This window comes from Bradyrhizobium sp. LA6.8, from assembly GCF_040547935.1.
Classification (GTDB): Bacteria; Pseudomonadota; Alphaproteobacteria; order Rhizobiales; family Xanthobacteraceae; genus Bradyrhizobium; species Bradyrhizobium barranii.
The window spans coordinates 230,668-250,597 of sequence record NZ_JBEPQQ010000004.1 but is presented as its reverse complement, the minus strand read 5'-3'; the positions used below and the strand labels follow the sequence as shown (position 1 = coordinate 250,597).

The 19,930-nt window shown below is 65.5% G+C and carries 22 protein-coding genes and 1 riboswitch; of the genes, 5 read left to right on the top strand and 17 right to left on the bottom strand.

All coding sequences use genetic code 11. The features are described from left to right. Window positions 1-135: 135 nt before the first annotated feature. The 5 genes from ABIA90_RS21355 to ABIA90_RS21335 all read right to left on the bottom strand — a co-directional run bounded on the left by ABIA90_RS21355 (window position 136) and on the right by ABIA90_RS21335 (window position 3,695). Entirely contained in the window at window positions 136-744 is a 609-nt protein-coding gene (locus ABIA90_RS21355) for a thiamine phosphate synthase (protein ID WP_354119484.1), read from the bottom strand. Next, window positions 731-1,513: a thiazole synthase gene (locus tag ABIA90_RS21350; RefSeq protein ID WP_354119559.1), complete on the bottom strand. Its 783-nt coding sequence runs from the start codon at window positions 1,511-1,513 to the stop codon at window positions 731-733. Before ABIA90_RS21350 ends, ABIA90_RS21355 begins: the two co-directional genes overlap by 14 nt. A 174-nt stretch (window positions 1,514-1,687) precedes the next feature. Further along, window positions 1,688-1,885 carry a sulfur carrier protein ThiS gene (gene thiS / locus ABIA90_RS21345; protein WP_028153774.1) on the bottom strand — a complete coding sequence of 66 codons (198 nt, stop codon included), beginning with the start codon at window positions 1,883-1,885 and terminating at the stop codon, window positions 1,688-1,690. After that, window positions 1,876-2,886, bottom strand: coding sequence for an FAD-dependent oxidoreductase (locus ABIA90_RS21340; RefSeq protein ID WP_354119485.1), 1,011 nt, complete (start codon window positions 2,884-2,886; stop codon window positions 1,876-1,878). The genes thiS and ABIA90_RS21340 overlap by 10 nt, the downstream gene beginning before the upstream one ends. Beyond that, a riboswitch (TPP riboswitch) is annotated at window positions 2,874-3,002 on the bottom strand. (Overlaps the previous gene by 13 nt.) Before the next feature lie 156 nt (window positions 3,003-3,158). Beyond that, complete coding sequence (locus tag ABIA90_RS21335) at window positions 3,159-3,695, bottom strand: transglycosylase SLT domain-containing protein (protein WP_354119486.1); 537 nt, start codon at window positions 3,693-3,695, stop codon at window positions 3,159-3,161. A gap of 224 nt (window positions 3,696-3,919) precedes the next feature. Between ABIA90_RS21335 and ABIA90_RS21330 the strand changes: the two genes are divergently transcribed. Beyond that, window positions 3,920-4,120, top strand: a complete 201-nt coding sequence (locus ABIA90_RS21330; RefSeq protein WP_028153771.1) for a hypothetical protein — start codon at window positions 3,920-3,922, stop codon at window positions 4,118-4,120. A gap of 8 nt (window positions 4,121-4,128) precedes the next feature. Here the strand turns inward: ABIA90_RS21330 and ABIA90_RS21325 are convergent, their stop codons facing one another. Both ABIA90_RS21325 and ABIA90_RS21320 read right to left on the bottom strand, forming a co-directional pair. Then, window positions 4,129-5,457, bottom strand: coding sequence for an ATP-binding protein (locus ABIA90_RS21325; protein ID WP_354119487.1), 1,329 nt, complete (start codon window positions 5,455-5,457; stop codon window positions 4,129-4,131). Window positions 5,458-5,470: 13 nt separating this feature from the next. Further along, the gene (locus ABIA90_RS21320) at window positions 5,471-6,235 is read right to left on the bottom strand and encodes a response regulator (protein ID WP_039153088.1); all 765 of its coding nucleotides are present in this window, start codon (window positions 6,233-6,235) and stop codon (window positions 5,471-5,473) included. Between the two features lie 180 nt (window positions 6,236-6,415). Here ABIA90_RS21320 and ABIA90_RS21315 point away from each other — a divergent pair, with 180 nt between their 5' ends. Further along, a complete protein-coding gene (locus ABIA90_RS21315) occupies window positions 6,416-7,003 on the top strand; it encodes a hypothetical protein (RefSeq protein WP_354119488.1) in 588 nt (195 codons plus the stop codon). Window positions 7,004-7,240: 237 nt separating this feature from the next. After that, entirely contained in the window at window positions 7,241-7,768 is a 528-nt protein-coding gene (locus tag ABIA90_RS21310; RefSeq protein ID WP_354119489.1) for a PRC-barrel domain-containing protein, read from the top strand. A gap of 244 nt (window positions 7,769-8,012) precedes the next feature. Here the strand turns inward: ABIA90_RS21310 and ABIA90_RS21305 are convergent, their stop codons facing one another. The 8 genes from ABIA90_RS21305 to ABIA90_RS21270 form a co-directional block, all read right to left on the bottom strand. Further along, on the bottom strand, window positions 8,013-9,224 hold the full coding sequence (locus tag ABIA90_RS21305; protein ID WP_028156330.1) for an ABC transporter substrate-binding protein: 1,212 nt from the start codon (window positions 9,222-9,224) through the stop codon (window positions 8,013-8,015). Between the two features lie 283 nt (window positions 9,225-9,507). Next, window positions 9,508-10,338, bottom strand: coding sequence for an ABC transporter permease (locus ABIA90_RS21300; protein WP_166343800.1), 831 nt, complete (start codon window positions 10,336-10,338; stop codon window positions 9,508-9,510). Then, window positions 10,335-11,597, bottom strand: coding sequence for an ABC transporter permease (locus tag ABIA90_RS21295; protein WP_354119490.1), 1,263 nt, complete (start codon window positions 11,595-11,597; stop codon window positions 10,335-10,337). Before ABIA90_RS21295 ends, ABIA90_RS21300 begins: the two co-directional genes overlap by 4 nt. Before the next feature lie 22 nt (window positions 11,598-11,619). Beyond that, window positions 11,620-12,678: an ABC transporter substrate-binding protein gene (locus ABIA90_RS21290; protein ID WP_354119491.1), complete on the bottom strand. Its 1,059-nt coding sequence runs from the start codon at window positions 12,676-12,678 to the stop codon at window positions 11,620-11,622. Between the two features lie 56 nt (window positions 12,679-12,734). Continuing rightward, window positions 12,735-13,859, bottom strand: a complete 1,125-nt coding sequence (locus ABIA90_RS21285; protein WP_354119492.1) for an ABC transporter ATP-binding protein — start codon at window positions 13,857-13,859, stop codon at window positions 12,735-12,737. 129 nt (window positions 13,860-13,988) lie between these two features. Further along, window positions 13,989-15,557 carry a DUF4403 family protein gene (locus ABIA90_RS21280; RefSeq protein WP_354119493.1) on the bottom strand — a complete coding sequence of 523 codons (1,569 nt, stop codon included), beginning with the start codon at window positions 15,555-15,557 and terminating at the stop codon, window positions 13,989-13,991. A 137-nt stretch (window positions 15,558-15,694) separates the two neighbouring features. After that, window positions 15,695-16,333 (bottom strand): Vgb family protein, encoded by a 639-nt coding sequence (locus ABIA90_RS21275; RefSeq protein ID WP_085405315.1) that lies wholly within the window; start codon window positions 16,331-16,333, stop codon window positions 15,695-15,697. Window positions 16,334-16,360: 27 nt separating this feature from the next. Further along, window positions 16,361-17,581, bottom strand: a complete 1,221-nt coding sequence (locus ABIA90_RS21270; RefSeq protein WP_354119494.1) for a winged helix-turn-helix domain-containing protein — start codon at window positions 17,579-17,581, stop codon at window positions 16,361-16,363. Window positions 17,582-17,731: 150 nt separating this feature from the next. On the opposite strand from ABIA90_RS21270, the gene ABIA90_RS21265 reads away from it, so the two are divergent. Together ABIA90_RS21265 and ABIA90_RS21260 are read left to right on the top strand one after the other, a co-directional pair. Then, on the top strand, window positions 17,732-18,526 hold the full coding sequence (locus tag ABIA90_RS21265) for a DUF899 domain-containing protein (RefSeq protein WP_354119495.1): 795 nt from the start codon (window positions 17,732-17,734) through the stop codon (window positions 18,524-18,526). After that, the gene (locus ABIA90_RS21260) at window positions 18,519-18,788 is read left to right on the top strand and encodes a hypothetical protein (RefSeq protein ID WP_354119496.1); all 270 of its coding nucleotides are present in this window, start codon (window positions 18,519-18,521) and stop codon (window positions 18,786-18,788) included. The genes ABIA90_RS21265 and ABIA90_RS21260 overlap by 8 nt, the downstream gene beginning before the upstream one ends. A gap of 132 nt (window positions 18,789-18,920) precedes the next feature. Here ABIA90_RS21260 and ABIA90_RS21255 read toward each other — a convergent pair whose 3' ends face one another. Then, window positions 18,921-19,199, bottom strand: coding sequence for a GIY-YIG nuclease family protein (locus tag ABIA90_RS21255; protein ID WP_502916704.1), 279 nt, complete (start codon window positions 19,197-19,199; stop codon window positions 18,921-18,923). Between the two features lie 260 nt (window positions 19,200-19,459). Next, window positions 19,460-19,882: a c-type cytochrome gene (locus ABIA90_RS21250; protein ID WP_354119497.1), complete on the bottom strand. Its 423-nt coding sequence runs from the start codon at window positions 19,880-19,882 to the stop codon at window positions 19,460-19,462. Window positions 19,883-19,930 lie beyond the last annotated feature (48 nt).

The window sequence follows — 19,930 nt, the reverse complement described above, 5'->3', positions numbered from 1 at the left end:
GTGCGCAATTGCGCACGGGAGCGGGGATCCAGTACTCCGAGGCGGTGCGGCTAGAGCCGAGTGGCTGCGGCGTACTGGATCGCCCGGTCAAGCCGGGCGATGACAGTGGAGTGTGGGGTGAGAGCGGAGCGTGCGTCATGCAGTCTCCTTCGATTGGCCGAGCCACTGCCGCACCCGCGCATCCGGGTCGGCGTTTTGGGTGACGTCGCTGACGACGGCGATGGAATCGGCGCCGGCGGCAAAGATCTCCGCGGCGTGCTCGAATTTGATGCCGCCGATCGCGACCAGCGGGATGCTGCCGATCCGCTTCTTCCATTCCGTGATCTTCGGAATGCCCTGCGGTTCGAAGCGCATCGACTTCAGCGTGGTGAAGAAGATCGGGCCGAGCGCGACGTAGTCGGGCTCTGCGGCGAGCGCGGTCTCAAGCTCCGCGTCGTCATGGGTGGAGACGCCAAGCGACAGGCCGGCCTCGCGGATGGCCTTGAGGTCCGCTTCCGCCAGGTCTTCCTGGCCGAGATGCAGATATTTTGCGCCGGCGACGACGGCCGCGCGCCAATAGTCGTTCACGACCAGCTTGGCCTGTGTGTCCTTCGTGATCGCCAGCGCATCGGTGACGACCTGGAGCGCGTCGGCGTCGTTGAGGTCTTTCGCGCGCAGCTGGATGGTGCCGACGCCGAGCTTGGTCAGGCGTTCGACCCACTTGAGGCTGTCGACGACGGGATAGAAACGATCAGGATACGGCATGCCAGAATGGTGTCCCAACGACAGGGGTGGAGGGGGAGGCGAAGTCGCGGGCGTTCATCAGCCCGGCTTCGTAGGCGGTGCGGCCGGCATCACAGCCGAGACGGAAGGCATTGGCCATGGCGACGGGATCGGCGGCCTTTGCGATGGCGGTGTTGAGCAGCACGGCGTCGTAGCCAAGCTCGAGCGCCTCGGCCGCATGCGACGGCGCGCCGATGCCGGCATCGACCACCAGCGTGATATCAGGCAGCCGCTCGCGCAGCAGTTTCAGCGAGTCGCGGTTGGTGATGCCGCGGGCCGAGCCGATCGGCGCGGCCCAGGGCATGACGACCTTGCAGCCGGCATCGACCAGGCGGTTGGCGACCGAGAGATCCTCGGTGCAATAGGGGAACACCTCAAAGCCGTCCTTGATCAGGATGGTGGCGGCCTCAACCAGGCCGACGACGTCGGGCTGCAGCGTGTCGTTGTCGGCGATCACTTCAAGCTTGATCCAGCTCGTGCCGAATAGCTCGCGCGCGAGTTTTGCGGTGGTCACGGCTTCGCGCACGCTGCGGCAGCCGGCGGTGTTCGGCAGCACGCTGACGTCGAGCTCACGGATCAGATTCCAGAACGCGTCCCCGGTCTTGCCGCCGGCGGCCTCGCGGCGCAGCGACACCGTGACAATGTTCGAGCCGGAGGCACGGATCGCCGCCTGCATGATCGCAGGCGAGGGATACAGCGCGCTGCCGATCAGCAGGCGGGAGGGGAAGGTTTTGCCGTAGAAGGTCACCATGTCCAAGGTGTCTCCATGGTTGACGCTGTCATCCCCGCGAAAGCGGGGATCCAGTACGCCGCGGCGGCGCGGCTGAAGCCGAGAAGCCGCGGCGTACTGGATCGCCCGGTCAAGCCGGGCGATGACAGCGGAGTGTGTGGCGCGCACCGAGGCGATAAATGGAGAGCCATCACCTCACCCTCCCTGCCGCGGCGTGATGATCTCGATCTCGTCGCCGGCCTTGAGGTGGGTCTCGGCCCAGCGGCTTTTCGGCACGACGTCGTAATTGAGCGCGATCGCGAAATGGGTGCCCTCGTAGTCGAGCTCGGCCAGCAGCGCGTCGACGCTTGCGGAATTCACCTCGCGCTGCTCGCCGTTGACGATCACGCGCATTGCATCACCTCATTGTCGATCTGGCCGCGCTGGACGTATTGCAGCGTCAGCTCGGCGAGCGCCGGCGCGATCAGGAAGCCGTGGCGGTAGAGGCCGTTGACGGCGATCCTCTCGCCACGAATGCCGATGCGCGGCAGATTGTCGGGGAAAGCGGGCCGAAGGCCCGAGCCGAATTCGACGATCCGCGCCTCGCCGAAGGCCGGATGCACGGCATAGGCCGCGCCGAGCAGCTCCAGCGCCGAGCGCACGCTGACGCCGGTGTCCTCGGCCTCGATCGAGGTCGCGCCCAGCATGAACAGATTGTCCTCGCGCGGGATCACGTAGAGCGGCCAGCGCGGATGGATCAGCCGCACCGGGCGCAAAAGCTGCACCTCGCCGGTCTCGATCAAAATCATCTCGCCCTTGACGCCGCGCAACTCCGGCTGTTCGTCGCGCGCGCCAAGGCCGCGGCAGTCGATCACGATGCCGTCGAGGTCTTTGGCGCTGACGTCGCTATCAAACTTGATGGTGCCACCGGCGGCGCGGATGCGCTCGTGCAGCTTCGGCAGCACGCGGCGCGGCTCGACATGGCCCTCGGTCGGGAAGAACAGCGCATCGCGGAAGCGGCCCTCCAGCGACGGTTCGAGCTCGGCAAGGCCGGTCGCATCGAGCCGGCGGTGACCTTCGGTCATCCGCGCAAACCGCTCGAAATCGTTGCGCTCGCGCGGGTGGGCGACGACGAGCGAGCCGTTGAAGGGGGTGTCGGGCAGCTCGCGCCGCCAGATGTCCAGGGAGCGCTGGCCGAGCCTGGAGATGATGGGTTCGGCGACCTCCGCCTCGCACCAGGGCGCGAGCATCCCGCCGGCCCAATGGCTGGTGGAATCGGTCATCGCGGCGTCACCGCGCTCGTGTAGCGTTACGGCATGGCCGGCCTGCGCGAACAAAAGCGCCTGCCAGGCACCTGCAATGCCTGCGCCGATGATGGATACCGGGGAATCCGGTCGCTTGGTGGTCTGCAACATCCCTGTCCCTTCGCCGGCATGACCCGGATCAGGTTCAAAGGGTCACCGCGGTCCTGGGCCTTCTGACCCATTTAGCGGTATCTCAGCTCCTCCTCGGAGCACCCCTCGGAACGGCTCTAATGTATGCCAGCGGGGCGGGGTGGTCAACGCGCTAGCCACAGGGCTGACATTCCGGCGCGGTCCGCCGGACCGAACCCCGGGTGCGCAATTGCGCACCGGGGAAGCTCGAGATTCCGGGCTCGATGCTTCGCATCGCCCCGGAATGACGGTGGCTAGTGGTTGGGAACCTGCGCCCGCGCATTGCTGACGCGCTGGGCCAGCTTCTTATGCGGCGCGGTCCCGAGCATCGGCTGCGGATTGCCGTTCGGCTCAAGCCAGGTGTCGCCCATATTGGCGACCTGCACGGCCTCCTGACGCTGCCGCTTTGCAACGTAGTAATAGCCGCCCGCGAAATAACGCACGGCTCGGGCGTGGTCGCCATTGGCGGCGCGATAGGCGCCGGCGAGGTATTTGACGGCGTAGGTGAGGTTGGTGTTGGGATCGCGCAGGCCGGCGGCGTCGCCGGTGTAGCCGACCCCGCGGGCGGTCGCGAGCTTGATCTGCATCAGGCCGATGGTGCCGCCGCGGCCGATAAGGCCGGCCTGATAGCGGCTCTCGCGCATGATGACGCGATGCACCAGCGCTTCCGGCACGCCGTTGGCGCGGGCATGGGCCGCGACCATCTCGGCATACTCGGCTTCGCCCGCGAATGCGGCCTGCGGCAACATCAGCCCGGCCGCAACGAGCGCGGCAATACGCAAAATTTTCATTGAATTATTCCTCGGCAGAACGAACCTGCACCCGTGCGCGTTAGGCCGTGGGAACACGGCGATGATGTGGCGAAACGCCGCCAGCGGCGATTTTCGCGGGGCCGTCGTTTTTACGACTCAAACCCAGGTTAGGATTGCACTTGGCGATGTGCGTTACGCGACAGCAGGTCTGTCTATTCGTGCATTCGCCCAAAAATCGCTATTCAAAATTCGGGAGAACGTCCATGACCCGAGCAGACATCGGCGACATCCCCAAGCAGAACCCCTGTGCGCAATGTGGGGCACCGATCCCGTCTCCGGACTGGATCGAGCCGGGCGAAGGCCGCGTTTCCTATCTCTGGAAATGCCACGCCTGCGGCTACCGCTTCGAGGCGGTGGCGATCTTCGATGAGCACCCGATCGAGCATCCGCCGCTCGCCGCCTGAGGCGTGCCCTACGCCGCCCGCCGCGGCTGCTGCCACACCGGCAATTGCATCCGCACGATCAGCCCGTGCGGCGCGCGGTCGTGCAACGACAATTCGCCGCCATGAGCGATCGCGATCGCGCGCGCGATCGACAGGCCGAGCCCGAAGCCGGTGTGCTCGTCCATGGTGCGCGCGTCGTCGCCGCGCGCGAACGGCTCCAGCATCTCCTGCTTGCGCGCATCCGAGATGCCGGGGCCGTCGTCCTCGACGTCGATGACGAGCCTGGTGCCTGATACGTCGAGGCGGATCGTCACTTCGGCGCCGAAGCGCACCGCGTTCTCGACGAGGTTGGTGACGCCCCGATGCAGTTCGTCGGGTCGCGCGGCGGCCGTCGCCGAAGCGGGGCCGTCATAGTGCACGACATGACCCATGTCGCCGAACTGGTCGGCGATGACCTGAAGCGTGCTCGCGATGTCGACCAGCGTCACCGCCTCGATCTTGCGGTCGTTGCGCAGCAGCGACAACACGGATTCCAGCATCGAGCGCATCTGGTCGAGATCGATCAGCATGCGCCTGCGGTTGCCCTCGTCCTCGATGAACTCGGCGCGCAGGCGCAGCCGGGTGATCGGCGTTCGCAGGTCGTGGCTGATCGCCGCCAGCATCCGGGTGCGATCCGACATCAGCCGCGCGATCCGCTCATGCATGCGGTTGAGCGCGCGCGCGACCGAGCGGATCTCCTCCGGGCCGCGCTCGGGCAGCGGATCGGCCGCCCCGTCCAGGCTGAAATTCTCGGCGGCCCTGGCAAACGAGGACAGCGGCGCGGCCAGCGCGTAGGCCGCCCACAGGCCGAGCATCGTGACGCTGATCAGCGCGAACAGCAGCGTTATCATCCAGGGGCCGCCCCAGAACCGCGGCGGATGCGGGCCCTGCTCGACGCGGCCTGCGATCACACTGCCGTCGGGAAGCTCGACCGCGACGCGGTGCACGCCGAAGTTCGGGGCCAGCGCGACCACCTTGTACTGATGGCCGAGGTGCCGGCGCACGTTGCGCAGATGCGGGCCACCGCTGTCTTCGGCGACGGAGAAGGTCCCCGGCGCGAGGAGCTCGATGCCGGCATTCGGAAACGCACGCACGATATTGGCGAGGATGCGCGGCCGCTCGCTCGCATCCGTGCCGTTGAGCAGCAGCGCCGCGTCCGCGAGCTGATGGGCGGCGTCGGGCGGCGGCTCGGCCCGGTCCGGCCGGCTGACCAGGAAGCTGGCGGTGAGGATCAGATGCAGCGCGACGATCGACGCCACCACCAGCGCGGCGATCTGTCCACCGATGCTTTTGAGGTGGAAGAAGCGGAACGGCGTCATGACGACCGCTCCACTAACTGCTCAGGGTCGCCGCGACCGCTTCATTGCCAGCTGCTTCAGTCCCGGCCGCTTCAGTTCTGGGCGTGAACAGATAGCCGCCGGAGCGCACCGTCTTGATGATGGTGGGATCGGCCGGATTGGGTTCGATCTTGCGGCGGATGCGGCTGACCAGCACGTCGATCGAGCGCTCGAACGAGCCGGTGTTGCGCCCTTGCGTGAGGTCGAGCAGGCTGTCGCGCGACAGCACGCGGCCGGGCCGTTCGCAGAACGTCCGCAGCAGATCGAACTCGGCGCTGGTCACCGCGACGCGCGCGCCTTCCGGATTGCGCAATTCGCGCAGGCGCAGATCGATGCGCCAGCCCTCGAAGACGAGCGTGGAGGCGCCCTCGATCGAGCTTGCCGCCTGGGCTGCGGCCTGGCGGCGCAGCACCGCGTTGATGCGCGCGAGCAGCTCGCGCGGGTTGAACGGCTTTGGCAGATAGTCGTCCGCGCCCATCTCGAGGCCGACGATGCGATCGACGTCCTCGCCGCGCGCGGTCAGCATGATGATCGGCGTCTGCGCCTCCGAGCGTACCTTGCGGCACAGGCTCAGGCCGTCCTCGCCGGGCAGCATGACGTCGAGGATGATGAGGTCGACCCTGTGATCGGCCAAGGCACGCGACATCTCCCGGCCATCGCTCACGGTGGTGACGTTGCAGGCGTTGTTGCGCAGGTACTTTGCAATCAACGTCCGGGTTTCGCGGTCGTCCTCGACGACCAGGATGTTGGGATTGGCCATGCGCTTTGTTTGTCCAAGATTCGGGCCAAATGGCGAAGATTTTTGTTTCGGATTGTTTCTGTCTGTCCGGGCGCAACAGCAGGCAATACCCGGGCAGGGAAGCGGCAAGGTCTCATTAAGGCCGCTAACCATACCGTGGCGGTGTCGCTTACGAAACCCCGCAAAAGCCACGGAGCCATTATGACCTCGATTTCGGCGGCCTCCGCCGGTAACTACCAGTCGCCCCTGCAGCGGCTTCAGCAGCAATTGCAATCGGACGTTTCCGACGGCACGATCTCGTCGTCGGACCAGTCGGCGCTCTCGACCGCGCTGACCGACATCGACACCGCCTTGCAGTCGAGCCGATCCAGCGATCAGTCGAGTGGCACGCGTCCCTCCAAGGACGAGATGAAGTCGAAGATCGACGATCTCATCGCCAACGAAGTGTCGAACGGGACGCTGACCTCGGACCAGGCGGACGAACTGAAGAACGTGTTTCAGTCCGCTTTCGCCAAGGGGCCCGGCGGCGCCGGCGGTCCCGGTGGTGCGGGCGGTCCCGGTGGTGCGGGCGGACCGCCGCCCGGTCCGCCGCCGGATGACAGCTCGTCGGATTCGTCCTCGACGGACTCGACCAGCAGCACGTCGACCAACACGACCACGGCGGACATTCTCCAGCAATTCCTCCAGGCGCTCCAGCAGTCGCAATCGTCGAGCGCGTCCTACGGCGCCAACGGCAGCTCATTCGGCGGTTCGGATTTCTCCGCACTTCTGATCGACTTCAAGAGCTGACCTGAGCGACGCAGGTCGGCGCGTTCCTCGCCGCGATCGTGCTTCACCCAGGGCGCATGATCGTCGGCGGGGAACTGTGCATCAGGAACGTTCCTCATCGAACGTTCCTGAGTGACGCAGGAACTTTCGTCGCAGCGTAGCGCCATCATCGCGTGACGAAATTGACGCAGAAAAGGAACTGCGGATGATCGCCGCTGTTCTCTCCGCATAAGCTTTCTGCTGAAGGAGAGGACAACAATGTTGATGAAATCGATCGCCGCCGGCCTTGCTGGCACCGCACTGCTTGCGACCGTTGCGTTCGCGCAAAACCCGACTGCCACCACCGACAAGGCAGCGCCCGCGGCCACCACCACCACCACGACGACGACCGCGTCGGGCGAGTGGCGTGCCTCGAAGATGTCGGGCTTGAAGATCTACAACGACGCCAACGAGAACATTGGCTCGATCAACGACCTGCTGATGGATAAGAGCGGCAACATCAAGATTGCCGTGATCGGCGTCGGCGGCTTCCTCGGCATGGGCGAGCATCTGGTCGCCGTCCCCTACGAGAAGCTGAAGTTCGTCAACGAGGCCGTCGCCTATACCGGCACCGGCGCGAAGCCTGTGGCGACCACGACCACGACCACTGGCGCTGCGACCGGCACCGAGAAGACCACGACGGCTACGACCGCCTCGTCCACGTCGAAATGGTATCCGGACCACGCCGTGTTCAATGCCAGCAAGGACGAGCTGAAGAACATGCCCGAGTTCAAGTACGCGGAGTAATGCTGCTCACGTGACGGCCGAAACGAGGCGCGCCCGGTTTTCACCGGGCGCGCTGTCGTGTCGTTATTTCGTCATCGTGAGTGATTGCCCCTCAGTGATTGTCCCTCACCCTGAGGAGCCGCACTTGCGGCGTCTCGAAGGGCGAGGCCACCAGCCGGGCCTTCATCCTTCGAGACGCTTGCTTCGCAAGCTCCTCAGGATGAGGGTCGACGGCCTGGTCACTTCATCGAGAAGCGCGCAGCGCTCAGTGCGTCACCAGCGGGCAGCCGCCCTTGTCGAGCGGACGGAAGGCTTCGTCGCCGGGGACGGTGGCGATCAGCTTGTAGAGGTCCCACTCGCCCTTGGACTCCTCCGGCTTCTTCACCTCGAACAGATACATGTCGTGCACCATGCGGCCGTCGATGCGGATCTTGCCGTTCCTGGCGAAGAAGTCGTTGACCGGCGTTTTGCGCATCTGCTCCATCACCTTCGGCGCCTCGTCGGTCTTGATGGCCTCGATCGCCTTCAGATAGTGCATGGTCGCCGAGTAGAGACCGGCCTGGATCATGGTCGGCATGTGACCGACCTTCTCGTTGAACCGCTTCGAGAAGGCGCGCGTCTCCTCGTTCATGTCCCAGTAGAACGCGTCGGTGACGATCAGGCCTTGCGTCGCCTTGATGCCGAGCGAATGGGTGTCGGTGATCTCCTGGAGCAGCGCGATCATCTTCTGGCCACCCTGAACGAGTCCGAACTCGGCCGCCTGCTTCAGCGCGTTGGTGGTATCGCCGCCGGCATTCGCCAGCGCGACCACCTTGGCCTTGGAGGCCTGGGCCTGGAGCAGGAATGACGAGAAGTCCGAGGAGTTGAGCGGATGGCGGACCTCGCCGAGCACCTTGCCGCCGCTCTCCTTGACCACGTTGGCGGCGTCGCGCTGCAGCGCCATGCCGAAAGCGTAGTCGGCGGTGACGAAGAACCAGGTGTCCTCGCCGCGCTTCACCATCGCCTTGCCGGCGACGTTCGACAGCGCATAGGTGTCGTAGGTCCAGTGCACGGTATTGGGCGAGCAGGCGACGCCGGTGATGTCCGATGACCCGCCGCCGGAGTTGATGTTGATCTTGTTCTTCTCGCGCGTCAGCGCCGAGATCGGCAGTGCCACCGAGGATGTCGGCACGTCGAAGATCGCGTCGACCTTGTCGTTGTCGTACCAATTGCGGGCGATGTTGACGCCGACGTCGGGCTTGTTCTGGTGATCGGCGGCGACCACCTGTACCGGCTTGCCGGCAACCTTGGCGCCGTAATCGGCAACCGCCATCTCGACGGCGGCGAGCGAGCCCTTGCCGGTCGCGTCCGCGTAGAGGCTCGACATGTCCGTGAGCACGCCGATCTTGACGACATCGTCGGAGATCTGCGCGTGGGCCGTGCCTGATGTGGCGGCGAGAGCAAGACCGGCCGCGACGGCGGCGATGAGTTTCTGCATATGTTTCTCCCTGTGTTGTTGTTTGGGTTTTGTTGCGGGGACTGTTCTAGCGACAATCGGTCGCGGCGGTAAAGCCCGAGATGCGCGAGGAGGGTTGAGAATAAGTAGGGGGCTGCGGTGTTCTTACCCTCTCCCCTTGTGGGGGAGGGTGGCTCGCCGCGTAGCGGCGAGACGGGTCTCTCTCCGCAGGTACCCATCTTGCATTCGTACTTGCGGAGGTAACCCCTCATCCGGCGCTTCGCGCCACCTTCTCCCACAAGGGGAGAAGGAAGAAAGACGCGTTTCAGCCCCCGCTGCCCTTGAGCCGTTCGTTGCGCCGGCGTAGGCCCTCCAGGGTAGCGAGGAGGATGACCGATACCGTCGTCAGAATCACCGCCGCTGCCGTGATGGTTGGACTGATGTTCTCGCGGATGCCGCTGAACATCTCGCGCGGCAGCGTGCGCTGCTCCGGACCTGCCATGAACAGCACGATCACCACCTCGTCGAAGCTGGTCGCGAAGGCGAAGAGCGCACCCGACGCAAGGCCGGGAAGGATCAGCGGCAGGATCACGCGGCGGAACGCATAAAGCGGCGAGGCGCCGAGCGAGGCGGCGGCGCGTGCCAGATTGGTGTCGAAGCTTTGCAGCGTCGCGCCGACCGTGATCACCACAAAGGGCGTCGCCAGCGCGGTGTGGGCCAGGATCAGGCCGAGATAACTGCCGGTCAGTCCGATCGGCGCGAAGAAGAAATACAGGCCGACCGCGGTGATGACGCCGGGCACGACGACCGGCGACAGCACGAAAGCCAGCACGAGCGGTTTGAACCGGCTCTTCCACTGCGCCAGCCCCAGCGCGGCCAGCGTGCCAAGCACCATCGACAGCAGGGTTGAGGCGACGCCGATGATCATGCTGTTCTTCAGCGAATTCATCCAGCGCGGCGAATTGATGAAGTCGTCGTACCAGCGCAAGGAGAGGCCCGGCAGCGGATAGGTGAGGTACGAGCCCGAGCTGAAGGACAGCGGCATGATCGCAAGGATCGGCGCGATCAGGAAGATGAACACCAGCGTGGAGATGACGATGGTCGCGGTCCACGCGATGCGCTGGCTGGGCGTGCGGAGGGAAGAATGATCGCTCAATTCTTCATCCCTCCCGTGACCTGCTGTCCCTGCACCAGCTTGCCGTAGACGAAAGCGAGCAGAAGAGTGGCCAGCAGCAGCACCGCACCCAACGCCGAAGCAAGGCCCCAATTGGCCGTCTCGGTCGTGTAGAGCGCGATGAAGTAGCTGATCATCTGATCGGCGGCGCCGCCGACGAGGGCCGGCGTGATGTAGTAGCCGAGCGCCAGGATGAAGACGAGCAGGCTTCCCGCGCCGATGCCGGGCAGGGTTTGAGGCAGGTAGATCCGCAGGAAGGCAGTGGTCGGTGGCGCGCCGAGCGAGGCGGCGGCACGCATGTAAGCAGGCGAGATCGCCTTCATGCTGCTGTACAGCGGCAGGATCATGAACGGCAGGAGCACGTGGGTCATGGCCACGCAGACACCGAAGCGGTTGTAGATCAGCCGCAACGGCTCGTCGATGATGCCAAGCCAGTGCAGGCTGTCGTTCACGACGCCCTTGCTCTGCAACAAGACGATCCAGGCGCAGGTGCGGACCAGAAGCGACGTCCAGAACGGCAGCAGGACAAAGATCATCAGCAGGTTCGACCGGCCCGGCGGCAGCGTTGCCAGCAGGTAAGCGACCGGGAAGCCGAGGATCAGACAGAGTGCCGTGACGCTGAAGCTGATGAGGAAGGTGCGGGCGAAGACGTTGCGGTAGATCGCCTGGTCTGATGCGGCCGCGACGATCGCACCATCGACGTTCCGCGTCAGGTCGAGCGCCGCCAGCAGATAGAAGCCGGTCACCGGGCCACCGGCATCCTTGATCGTCGTCCAGGTGGCCCGTTCGCGCCAGGCCGGGTTGATCTTGCCCAGTGTCTCCCTGGCGGTGCCGGGCTCCGGCTGCGCCTTCAGATTACGTGAAGTGCTGGTCAGGATCGTACGAAAACCGTTCAGGGCGTAATTGAGCCGCTTGGCCGCGATGGCGATGATGCCGGAAGCGCGCGCAGCCAGGATGTCGCTTGCCAGCGCTGCAAAGGCCTTTTCATCCGGCAGGTCCTTGCCGTCCCAGCTGGCGAGAGCAGCGATGGTTTGCGGCAGAACCTGACGCACCTCGCGGTCATCGACCGCGCGCCACAGCATGCCGGCGATCGGGCCTGCGAAGGTGAAGAGCAGGAAGACGAGAAGCGGCAGCACCAGCGCCAATGCCTTGACCTGACGTGTCCGCTCCGCACGCCGCAATCGGCGCTTGAGCGGCACCTCGGTCGACGCATTGGCGCCGGTCAGGAGCGAGGCCGTCATTGGTCGAGCCTGGTGGGGCGCGCTATTTCGCGGCCCATTTGTTGAAGCGCTCGGTCAGGCGGTCGATGTTCTCGAGCCAGAAGCCAACGTTGATCTCGACCGCGTTCTTGATGTTGTCAGGCGCTGTCGGCAGGTCCTTGAGAACGGCGGGCGCGAGGAGGGCGGCTGCGTCCTTGTTCGAGGTGCCATAGGCGATGTTCTGCGACAGCTTTGACTGGTTCTCCGCCTTGCCCGCGAAGTCCAGGAACTTGTAGGCCGCGTCCTTGTTCGGGCTGCCCTTCAGGATGACCCAGCTGTCGAGGGTGAAGAGCGCTCCGTCCCATACGATGCCAAAATTCTTCTTGTCGTTCTTGTTCGCGGTGTCGATGCGGCCATTGTAGACTGAGGTCATCGCCACCTCGCCGGAGGCGAGCAATTGCGGCGGCTGGGCGCCGGCCTTCCACCAGACGATGTCGCCCTTGATGGTGTCCAGCTTCTTGAACGCGCGCTCGACGCCCTCGTCGGTCGCCAGCACCTTGTAGACGTCCTTCGGTGCGACGCCGTCGGCCATGAGGGCGATCTCCAGCGTGGTCTTCGGGCCCTGACGCAAGGCGCGCTTGCCCGGGATCTTCTTGGTATCGAAGAAGTCGGCCCAGCCGTTGGGGGCCTGCTTCAGCTTGTCCTTGTCGTAGCCGAGAACGAAATCGTAGAGGATGGCGCCGACGCCGCAGGGATTGACCGACGGCGGGATATAGGCGGCCTCGCCGCCGATTTTGGAATAATCCATCTTCTCGAACAGGCCTTCCTCGCAGCCGACGGCGAGTTCGTCGCTCTCGACCTGCACGAGGTCCCAGGTGGCGGCACCACCCTGCACCTTGGCGCGCAACACGCCGACGCCGCCGTCCCAGGACTCGTCGTTCATCGCAACGCCGGCTGCTTTCTTGAACGGCTCGAAATAGACCTTCTTCTGGGCGTCCTGATAGGCGCCGCCCCACGACACGACGGTGAGGTCACGCGCCTGCGCGACCGTGGCCAGCGCGGCGCTGGCGCTGAACGCCACGGCGAACCCCAGGGCAATCTTGCCAGTCTTGCGCTTCAGCATGGTCCTTGTTCCTTCTTCATCTGCGTTGCGTTGAGGTTGATCGATGCCGGTCCGGATCAGACGGGATCGAGGGCCAGGCAGTCCTCGGGACGGAAGGTGATGAATACGCTTTCACCAGATCTTAGATTGCCATGTCTCAATCCGTCATGCGCCCCCGGCTGAAGCTTGACCATGAACTCCCCATTGCCGGCGACATCGAGCACGGCCAGTGCGTGGTCGCCGAGATAGATGGTGTTCTGCACCTTGGCCGGCAGTCGGTTCGGTCCCTCGCTGGAGGTGCCGTCCGGGATGATGACGATCCGCTCCGGCCGCACCGACAGGGAGGTCGATGCGCCCGCGCCCGATACGTTGACCGCCCGTGCGGTCACGGCGCCGCCACCAGCCAGCGTGACGCGGCAATAGTCCTTCTCGACCGTCTCGACGGTGCCGGACAGCACGTTGTTCTCACCGATGAAGTGAGCGACGAAGCTGTTCACCGGATGCTCATACAGCGCGTCGGGCCGGTCGATCTGCTGCACGATGCCGTCGTTGAACACGGCGATGCGATCCGACATGGTGAGCGCTTCGCTCTGATCGTGGGTGACGTAGACGACGGTGATGCCCATCGTCTCGTGCAGCTGCTTGATCTCCATTTGCATCTGCTCCCGCAGGCGCTTGTCGAGGGCGCCCAGGGGCTCGTCCATCAGCACGAGCTGCGGATTGAAAACCAGTGCGCGGGCCAGCGCCACGCGCTGCTGTTGACCGCCGGACAGCTGCCCGGGCCGCCGGTGCGCCAGGGTTTCCATCTTGATCATGCGCAACGCCGCGTTGACGCGTTCCTGCGCCTCGGCCTTGGCCGTGTTGCGAACGGATAGCGGGAAGGCGATGTTCTCCGCGATCGTCAGGTGCGGGAACAAGGCATAGTTCTGGAACACCATGCCGATGTCGCGCTTATGCGGCGGCACGTTCTTGATCGGCCGTTCCGCGAGGTAGATTTCGCCATGGGTTGGAACCTCGAAGCCGGCCAGCATCATCAGCGTGGTCGTCTTGCCCGAGCCCGACGGGCCGAGCAGGGTGATGAACTCGCCCTTCCTGATTTCGAGATCGAGGTTCTTCACCACGAGGTGCTCGCCATCGTAGGTCTTCTGAATGCCGGAAAAACGCACCAGCGCCGGCGCAGGCGTGACCATGCCGGCTTCCATGTTGTCCTCGCGTTGTCCCCTGCAGTGCTGTCAGCACCTCGTTCGAGGTTGCGGGAAACAGCTTAGCATCCTCCGACGAGAATGCCAGCGGCGCAAGCGACGCGCGCGGGTCCGGCGAGTGAAGACGCGCTACATCCCCGACAGCTTCGTCACGTAGACGTTCAGCGAGCCGCCGGCTTCCGCGACGATGCGCAGCGTCTTGGAATCGAAGGCGATGTCGGCGAGGGTCAGGCTGTCGATCCTGGCGTCGACCTTGAGGCCATCCTCGCTCTTCTGGTAGTCGGCGATCGCGGCCGCGATCTTCTCGCGTGCGTTGGCGGCGATCGGCTTCAGGTCGAGCGTTGCCTTCTGCACCAGCGCCTGCTGCATCTGCGGCACCACCGCGCGTGCGGCCGCGCCGAGCAGGCCGAAGGCGGCCTCGGATTCCACCGCGAGCTGGATGTCGGCGAGCCGCAGCGTCTGCTGCGCCTGGTCGAGCATCGGCCGGCCCCAGATGTGCACGGTCGCTTCGGCGCCGAGACCGAGCCAGCTCTTCTTTTCCTTGGCGCGCACCAGCAGCGAGATCAGGAGACGATCGCCCGACGGCACCACGTTGACGCCTTTCACGGTGACGTCGACCGGACCGGAGCCGTCCTCGGGATAGGTGTGGCCGACCATCTGCGCCGCGATCAGCTTGTTGATCTCGGTGAAGGGCACGTCGATCGGCACGCCGATGTTCACGCCGGTGCCGGTCGGGGGCACGATCGAGATCTTGTCGGGGAAGGGACAGTCCGGCTTGGTCGACGTCGAGGTCACGCGCGTCTCGAGCTCGAGGCCGAGCAGCAGCGTCACGTTCTGCGCGTCGACGCGCGGCTGCGCCGCGATGGCACGGGTCGGTTTCATCTCGAGCCAGAGCGGCGGCAGCGCGGCCGAGGAGCCCGAGCCCTGCAGCGGGATCGAGCGGCAGGCCTTGGCCCATTGCAGCTTCGCATTGTCGCGCAGCGAGGGATCGTTGCGGATGCGCTCGGAGACGATGTTGATCTGGTCGCCGACATTCTTGTCGATCAGCGGCTTCACCTGCGCCGGCACGTTGACCTTGGCGCCGGAGACGTTGAGGTTGGTGTCGCCGAGATTGACCTGGGCGCCGAGATTTGGCTCGAGATGCCAGTTGGCCGCGAGCTTCGGGCGCGAGGTGACGACCACGTTGCCCTTGATCTCGGCGCTGGCGTTCAAATTCTTGATGTTGACCGCGCCGATCCGTTTCGCTGCGTCGCCGCCGAGCACGCTGCCGAGCGCGTCGCCGAGGGCGCCGGTGGCTTTCGACGACAGCGAGCCCGTCACGTTGAGCTTGCCGTTGAGCGGCGTCGAGATCGTCAGCACGTCCTTGTCGCCGGCAGCCGCCATCGGGCCGCGCACCGCGGACCAGCCGATGTCGGCATTCTCCAGGATCTGCGAGATTGGATTATCGGCCTTGCCGGCGAAATTGCGCGGCGCGGCTTTCTCGGCCTGTTCGCGGATCGCCGATATCGCGATCGCAACCGGCGCCACCACGATCGAGCTCTTCGCTACCGGCGGCAGCGGCGGCAATTGCGCGACCGGCGGCGCAGTCGTCGCCGCGCGCGGCGACAGCCAGTCCATCGCCTTCAGGCTGACGAAAAACGACGCCGCGAGCACCGCCACGGCGATCAGAACAGTCTTCAAGTTCAGCGTCAGTCGCATCAATCCCCCAAGCCACCCAGGGCCGGAAGTCTACAGGGCAGGCGACAGGGGCGCTAGAGCGCACCGGTGGGGTGGAATTGGGGCGAACAGATTAACGGTTGCGGCAGCATCGGTGCCGCGCATCCGTCATCGCGCACCTAGCTGCGCCTCGGGCGGCGAACCGCCCTCACATTGCCGCGATCGCCACCGCCGCAGAAGAAGCGGTCGCCGCCGTCGGACTCCAATCCTGACACCATCGTCCCGGCGGGCAGGTCGAGCTGCTCCAGCACCTTGCCGGTCTCGGGATCGATCCGCCGCAAATCGCTTTCCTCGCCCTCCCAGGTGCCATGCCAGAGCTCGCCGTCGACCCAGGTGACGCCGGTCACAAAGCGCTTGCTTTCGATGGTGCGGAGGATCTTTCCCGTCTCCGGATCGACCTGATGGATCTTGCGCTCGCGATACTGACCGACCCACAGCGAGCCCTCCGCCCAGGCCAATCCGGAATCGCCGCCGCCGCCCGGGGCCGGAATCGTGCTGATCACCTTGCCGGTCGCGGCGTCGATCTTCTGGATGCGATCCTCGGCGATCTGGAACAGGTGCCGGCCGTCGAACGCCGTCCCCGCATGCGCGGCGACATCGATGGAGCGTGCGATCCTGCCGTTGGCCGGATCGACCGCATTCAGCTTGTCGCCGGATGCGAACCAGACATGGGTGCCGTCATAGGTGACGCCATGCACGGCCTCGACACCCGCAAAAGGTCCGTACTCCCTGACGATCTCGGCGGCTGAACGCTTCATGTGCTTGATCCCTGTGATTGATCTAATTTACGCCTTCAGGAGCGGTCCGGGGAGTAACAAGCCTGTCGGGAAACCCGGGACGGGCGGGGTCATCCAGCGCCGTGCCCGGCCGTGTCCGAACGATTGCACCTTGTTCGACCGCGCCAACTCGTCGAGGGCCCGCTGCACCGTGCGGGCGCTTGTTCCCAGCGCCAGCGCGAGCGCCGAGCTCGACCAGGGCTCGCCGTCGGAGAGGACGGCGAGCACCGCGGCGTGCTTCTCCTCGACGGGACGTGCCAGCACGAGGACGTCGCGCGTCTTGCGCGGCGCCAGCACAAAGCCCTGCTTCGTCGCGCTGATGTCGGCCAGCGGCTTGAGCTGGGTGCGGAGCCGCCCGATCTCCACGCGCAACCGCGCGCGATGCGATTCGTCGGCGTGCTTCGCCCGGAACGCGCCTGATATCAGCGCCTCTCGCGAGACGTCCGCGGGCCATGCCTGCGCCAGGAGGCGGGCGAGCGCGAACAGCACCGGCCGTGTGCCGAGCGATACGACGCGGCCTTGCCTGCGCAGGGCATGATGAAAGGTGTCCACGACGAGCGCCGTCGAGGTCGCCAGTCTCTCGACCTCCCCGAGCAGCAACGGGTGCTCGCTGCCGCGCGCGATCAGGCGCGCCGCCGGCGTGTCGAGGATGAGGTTCGCGCTGTCGACCTCGGCCACGAGCGCCGGGATCTTCGCCTGCCGCGCTGCGAGAGCGGCGCGGTTGAGCGCTGCGCGCGCATCTTTCGCTCTCAATCGTCTGATGGCGATGCCGGCGACCACGAGCTCGAGGACGACTTGCGATGCAGGCGGGAGCGGGGAGGGGCTGAGCTCGGCCAGCGTGCGCTCGGCTTCGTCGAGCTGCCCGACGAGGAGAAGGCGGCGCGCCTCGATGTGGCCCGCATGGGCTGCATTGGCGAGATCGCCGTGCTGTTCGAGCGTCGCGCGGGCCGCGGCGAGCGTCTTCACCGGCCAGCTCAGGTCGCGCGAGACGAGCGCGATCTCGGCTTCGGCCACCACGCATCTCGCACGCGCCACCGCCTCTCTTGGACCGAACGCGCGCGCGGCGCTCCGCAGCAGCGTCTTCGCTTTCGCGAGATCGCCGAGCTGCGCCATCGCGATGCCGCGTAGCGCCAGCGACGGTGCATCGTTGCGCAGCGCAACGCGGTTCAGCGCGCCGAGCGGATCGCCGGCCGCTAACGCGCGCGCGGCGGCCGTGATCAGCGACTCCATTCAAATCCCGCCACACTTGTTACTCCCACCGCGCAACCGCTTGGTGCCAGAAATCGTTGACGGCCGACAATGTGCGGCGAGGGGCGAGCGGTTCCGCGTCTGTCATAGCGCGACGCGGAATGACCGCCCGGACAAGAGGAATGGAGAGCCATGATGACATCAGCAGACAACGCAGGGACTAACGGACAGGCCGCCATGCAAACACCGCCGGTGGTGTCGCCGCAGGACTGGGAGGCCGCCCGTCAGCAACTGCTCGTGAAGGAAAAGGCGCATACCCGTGCCCGCGACGCCCTCGCCGCCGAGCGCCGGCGCATGCCGTGGATGGAAGTCACCAAAACCTATGCGTTCGAGGGGCCCCGCGGCAAGATCAGTCTGGTGGATCTGTTCCAGGGCCGGCGGCAACTGATCGTCTACCGGGCCTTCTTCGAGCCGGGCGTGTTCGGCTGGCCCGATCAAGCCTGCCGGGGCTGCTCCATGGTGGCCGACCAGGTCGCCCATGTCTCGCATCTGAACGCCCGCGACACCACGCTCGTGTTCGCCTCGCGCGCGCCCCAGGCCGACATCATCAGGCTGAAGCAGCGGATGGGCTGGACCATGCCCTGGGTCACCGTCACCGACAGTTTCGATGCAGATTTCGGCGTCGACGAATGGCACGGCACCAACGTGTTCTACCGCGACGGCGACCGCATCTTCCGCACCTACTTCATCAAGAGCCGCGGCGACGAGCAGATGGGCGGCACCTGGAACTATCTCGACATCACGCCGCTCGGCCGCCAGGAGGTCTGGGAGGACTCGCCAAAGGGCTATCCGCAGACGCCGACCTACAAATGGTGGAACTGGCACGACAGCTACGCGGAAGGCGCTGCGCCGGACAAGAAGTGGGTCGAGATCTCGACGGCCGGCGAGAAGGCCTTTCGCGACGAGGCCGCGGAAGGCCGTGACTAGTCCCGCCAACGTGGCCACCGGCGCGAGCCGCGACGGCGTGGTGGCCGCACGCCACCTCGCCAGATGGCTGGCTCTGGCGGCGACGCCGACCTTCGCGATCATGGCCGTGTTGACGGCCGTGCTCGGCGGCCCGGCGGACATGCTGTGTGCCGCCGGGTACGGCTCCGTGCTGAGTGGGATGGTGCCGATGTATCTGCTGATGAGCGCGATTCATTCAGCGGCATGGCTGAGGTTGATCTCGGAGCGGCGGAGGGCGCGGTAAGCGGCTTCCGCCGGTGTGAACGCCTCGTCCTTCGAGACGCGCGCAAGAGCGCGCTCCTCAGGATGAGGCTAACCAGCACTCGTAGGTTCGCGCGGGTCCTTCGACGAAAACCTCGAGCTGCGCACTCCGCCCTCATCCTGAGGAGCCCGCCGGAGGCGGGCGTCTCGAAGGATGATGAGATCCGCGCTTCGCCAATTCATGCAGCTCGGCAAAATCTCCGCGCATGAAGGCTTCCTTCTTGGCGCGGCTCCATTTCTTGAGCTTGCGCTCGCATTCGATCGCGTCGGTAATCCGGTCGAACCATTGCGAGAAGACCAGGGTCACGGGCCTGCGTGACTTCGTATAGCCGCCGAACGTGCCAGCGTTGTGCTGCGCGATTCTGACCTCAAGCTCGGTGCGCGTCGTGCCGATGTAATAGCTGCCGTCGACGCATCTGAGAATGTAGAGGTACGCGCCTTCTGTAATCGTGCCCGCCCCATCCTTCGAGACGACCGCTTCGCGGTCTCCTCAGGATGAGGCTAACTGGCATCCGTGACGTGGTGCAAGCACTGTGGACAGATTTGCGGCCACGCACTCCGCCCTCATCCTGAGGAGCCCGCCGGAGGCGGGCGTCTCGAAGGATGCGCCACAATCGCATCGCAAACCAAAATGCAGCGGTGCACCGTGGCCCGCTACTGTGAACCCGACGTCGCCTGCAGATAAGCAACCACCTTGGCCGCTTCGTCAGCCGAGACGCCGCCATATGGCTGCATCTTGTTGCCGGACACGACCTCATCCGGCTTGACCAGGAAGCGGGTGAGCTTGTCCTGGTCCCAGACGAAGCCGGCGTCCTTCATCGACGGGGAGTAGTTGTAGTTCGGCAGCGAGCCGGCCTTGCGTCCCACGATCTTGTTGAGGTTGGGGCCGAGGCGATTGTCGCCATCCTTCACCGAGTGGCAGGTGCGACAGGAATTGTTGAAAGCCTGCTGGGCCGCCTCGTCGTTCGCCGGCTGCTGGGCGAGCGACGAGGGCGCAGACAGGAGCAGCGTCAATGCGCCGGCACCAGCGATCGAGCGCAGCCATGGACCTGGCGACATTTGCAGGCGTGATCGCATCCGCGCCTCCGAACAGTGCTTCTCCAGCGAAGCCGCCCGGAGAGCATG

Bases quoted from the DNA above. Each gene is read 5' to 3' on its own strand.
- ABIA90_RS21355 (WP_354119484.1), bottom strand. From the start codon at position 744: ATGCCGTATCCTGATCGTTTCTATCCCGTCGTCGACAGCCTCAAGTGG.
- ABIA90_RS21350 (WP_354119559.1), bottom strand. From the start codon at position 1,513: ATGGTGACCTTCTACGGCAAAACCTTCCCCTCCCGCCTGCTGATCGGC.
- thiS (WP_028153774.1), bottom strand. From the start codon at position 1,885: ATGCGCGTGATCGTCAACGGCGAGCAGCGCGAGGTGAATTCCGCAAGC.
- ABIA90_RS21340 (WP_354119485.1), bottom strand. From the start codon at position 2,886: ATGTTGCAGACCACCAAGCGACCGGATTCCCCGGTATCCATCATCGGC.
- ABIA90_RS21335 (WP_354119486.1), bottom strand. From the start codon at position 3,695: ATGAAAATTTTGCGTATTGCCGCGCTCGTTGCGGCCGGGCTGATGTTG.
- ABIA90_RS21330 (WP_028153771.1), top strand. From the start codon at position 3,920: ATGACCCGAGCAGACATCGGCGACATCCCCAAGCAGAACCCCTGTGCG.
- ABIA90_RS21325 (WP_354119487.1), bottom strand. From the start codon at position 5,457: ATGACGCCGTTCCGCTTCTTCCACCTCAAAAGCATCGGTGGACAGATC.
- ABIA90_RS21320 (WP_039153088.1), bottom strand. From the start codon at position 6,235: ATGGCCAATCCCAACATCCTGGTCGTCGAGGACGACCGCGAAACCCGG.
- ABIA90_RS21315 (WP_354119488.1), top strand. From the start codon at position 6,416: ATGACCTCGATTTCGGCGGCCTCCGCCGGTAACTACCAGTCGCCCCTG.
- ABIA90_RS21310 (WP_354119489.1), top strand. From the start codon at position 7,241: ATGTTGATGAAATCGATCGCCGCCGGCCTTGCTGGCACCGCACTGCTT.
- ABIA90_RS21305 (WP_028156330.1), bottom strand. From the start codon at position 9,224: ATGCAGAAACTCATCGCCGCCGTCGCGGCCGGTCTTGCTCTCGCCGCC.
- ABIA90_RS21295 (WP_354119490.1), bottom strand. From the start codon at position 11,597: ATGACGGCCTCGCTCCTGACCGGCGCCAATGCGTCGACCGAGGTGCCG.
- ABIA90_RS21290 (WP_354119491.1), bottom strand. From the start codon at position 12,678: ATGCTGAAGCGCAAGACTGGCAAGATTGCCCTGGGGTTCGCCGTGGCG.
- ABIA90_RS21285 (WP_354119492.1), bottom strand. From the start codon at position 13,859: ATGGAAGCCGGCATGGTCACGCCTGCGCCGGCGCTGGTGCGTTTTTCC.
- ABIA90_RS21280 (WP_354119493.1), bottom strand. From the start codon at position 15,557: ATGCGACTGACGCTGAACTTGAAGACTGTTCTGATCGCCGTGGCGGTG.
- ABIA90_RS21275 (WP_085405315.1), bottom strand. From the start codon at position 16,333: ATGAAGCGTTCAGCCGCCGAGATCGTCAGGGAGTACGGACCTTTTGCG.
- ABIA90_RS21270 (WP_354119494.1), bottom strand. From the start codon at position 17,581: ATGGAGTCGCTGATCACGGCCGCCGCGCGCGCGTTAGCGGCCGGCGAT.
- ABIA90_RS21265 (WP_354119495.1), top strand. From the start codon at position 17,732: ATGATGACATCAGCAGACAACGCAGGGACTAACGGACAGGCCGCCATG.
- ABIA90_RS21250 (WP_354119497.1), bottom strand. From the start codon at position 19,882: ATGCGATCACGCCTGCAAATGTCGCCAGGTCCATGGCTGCGCTCGATC.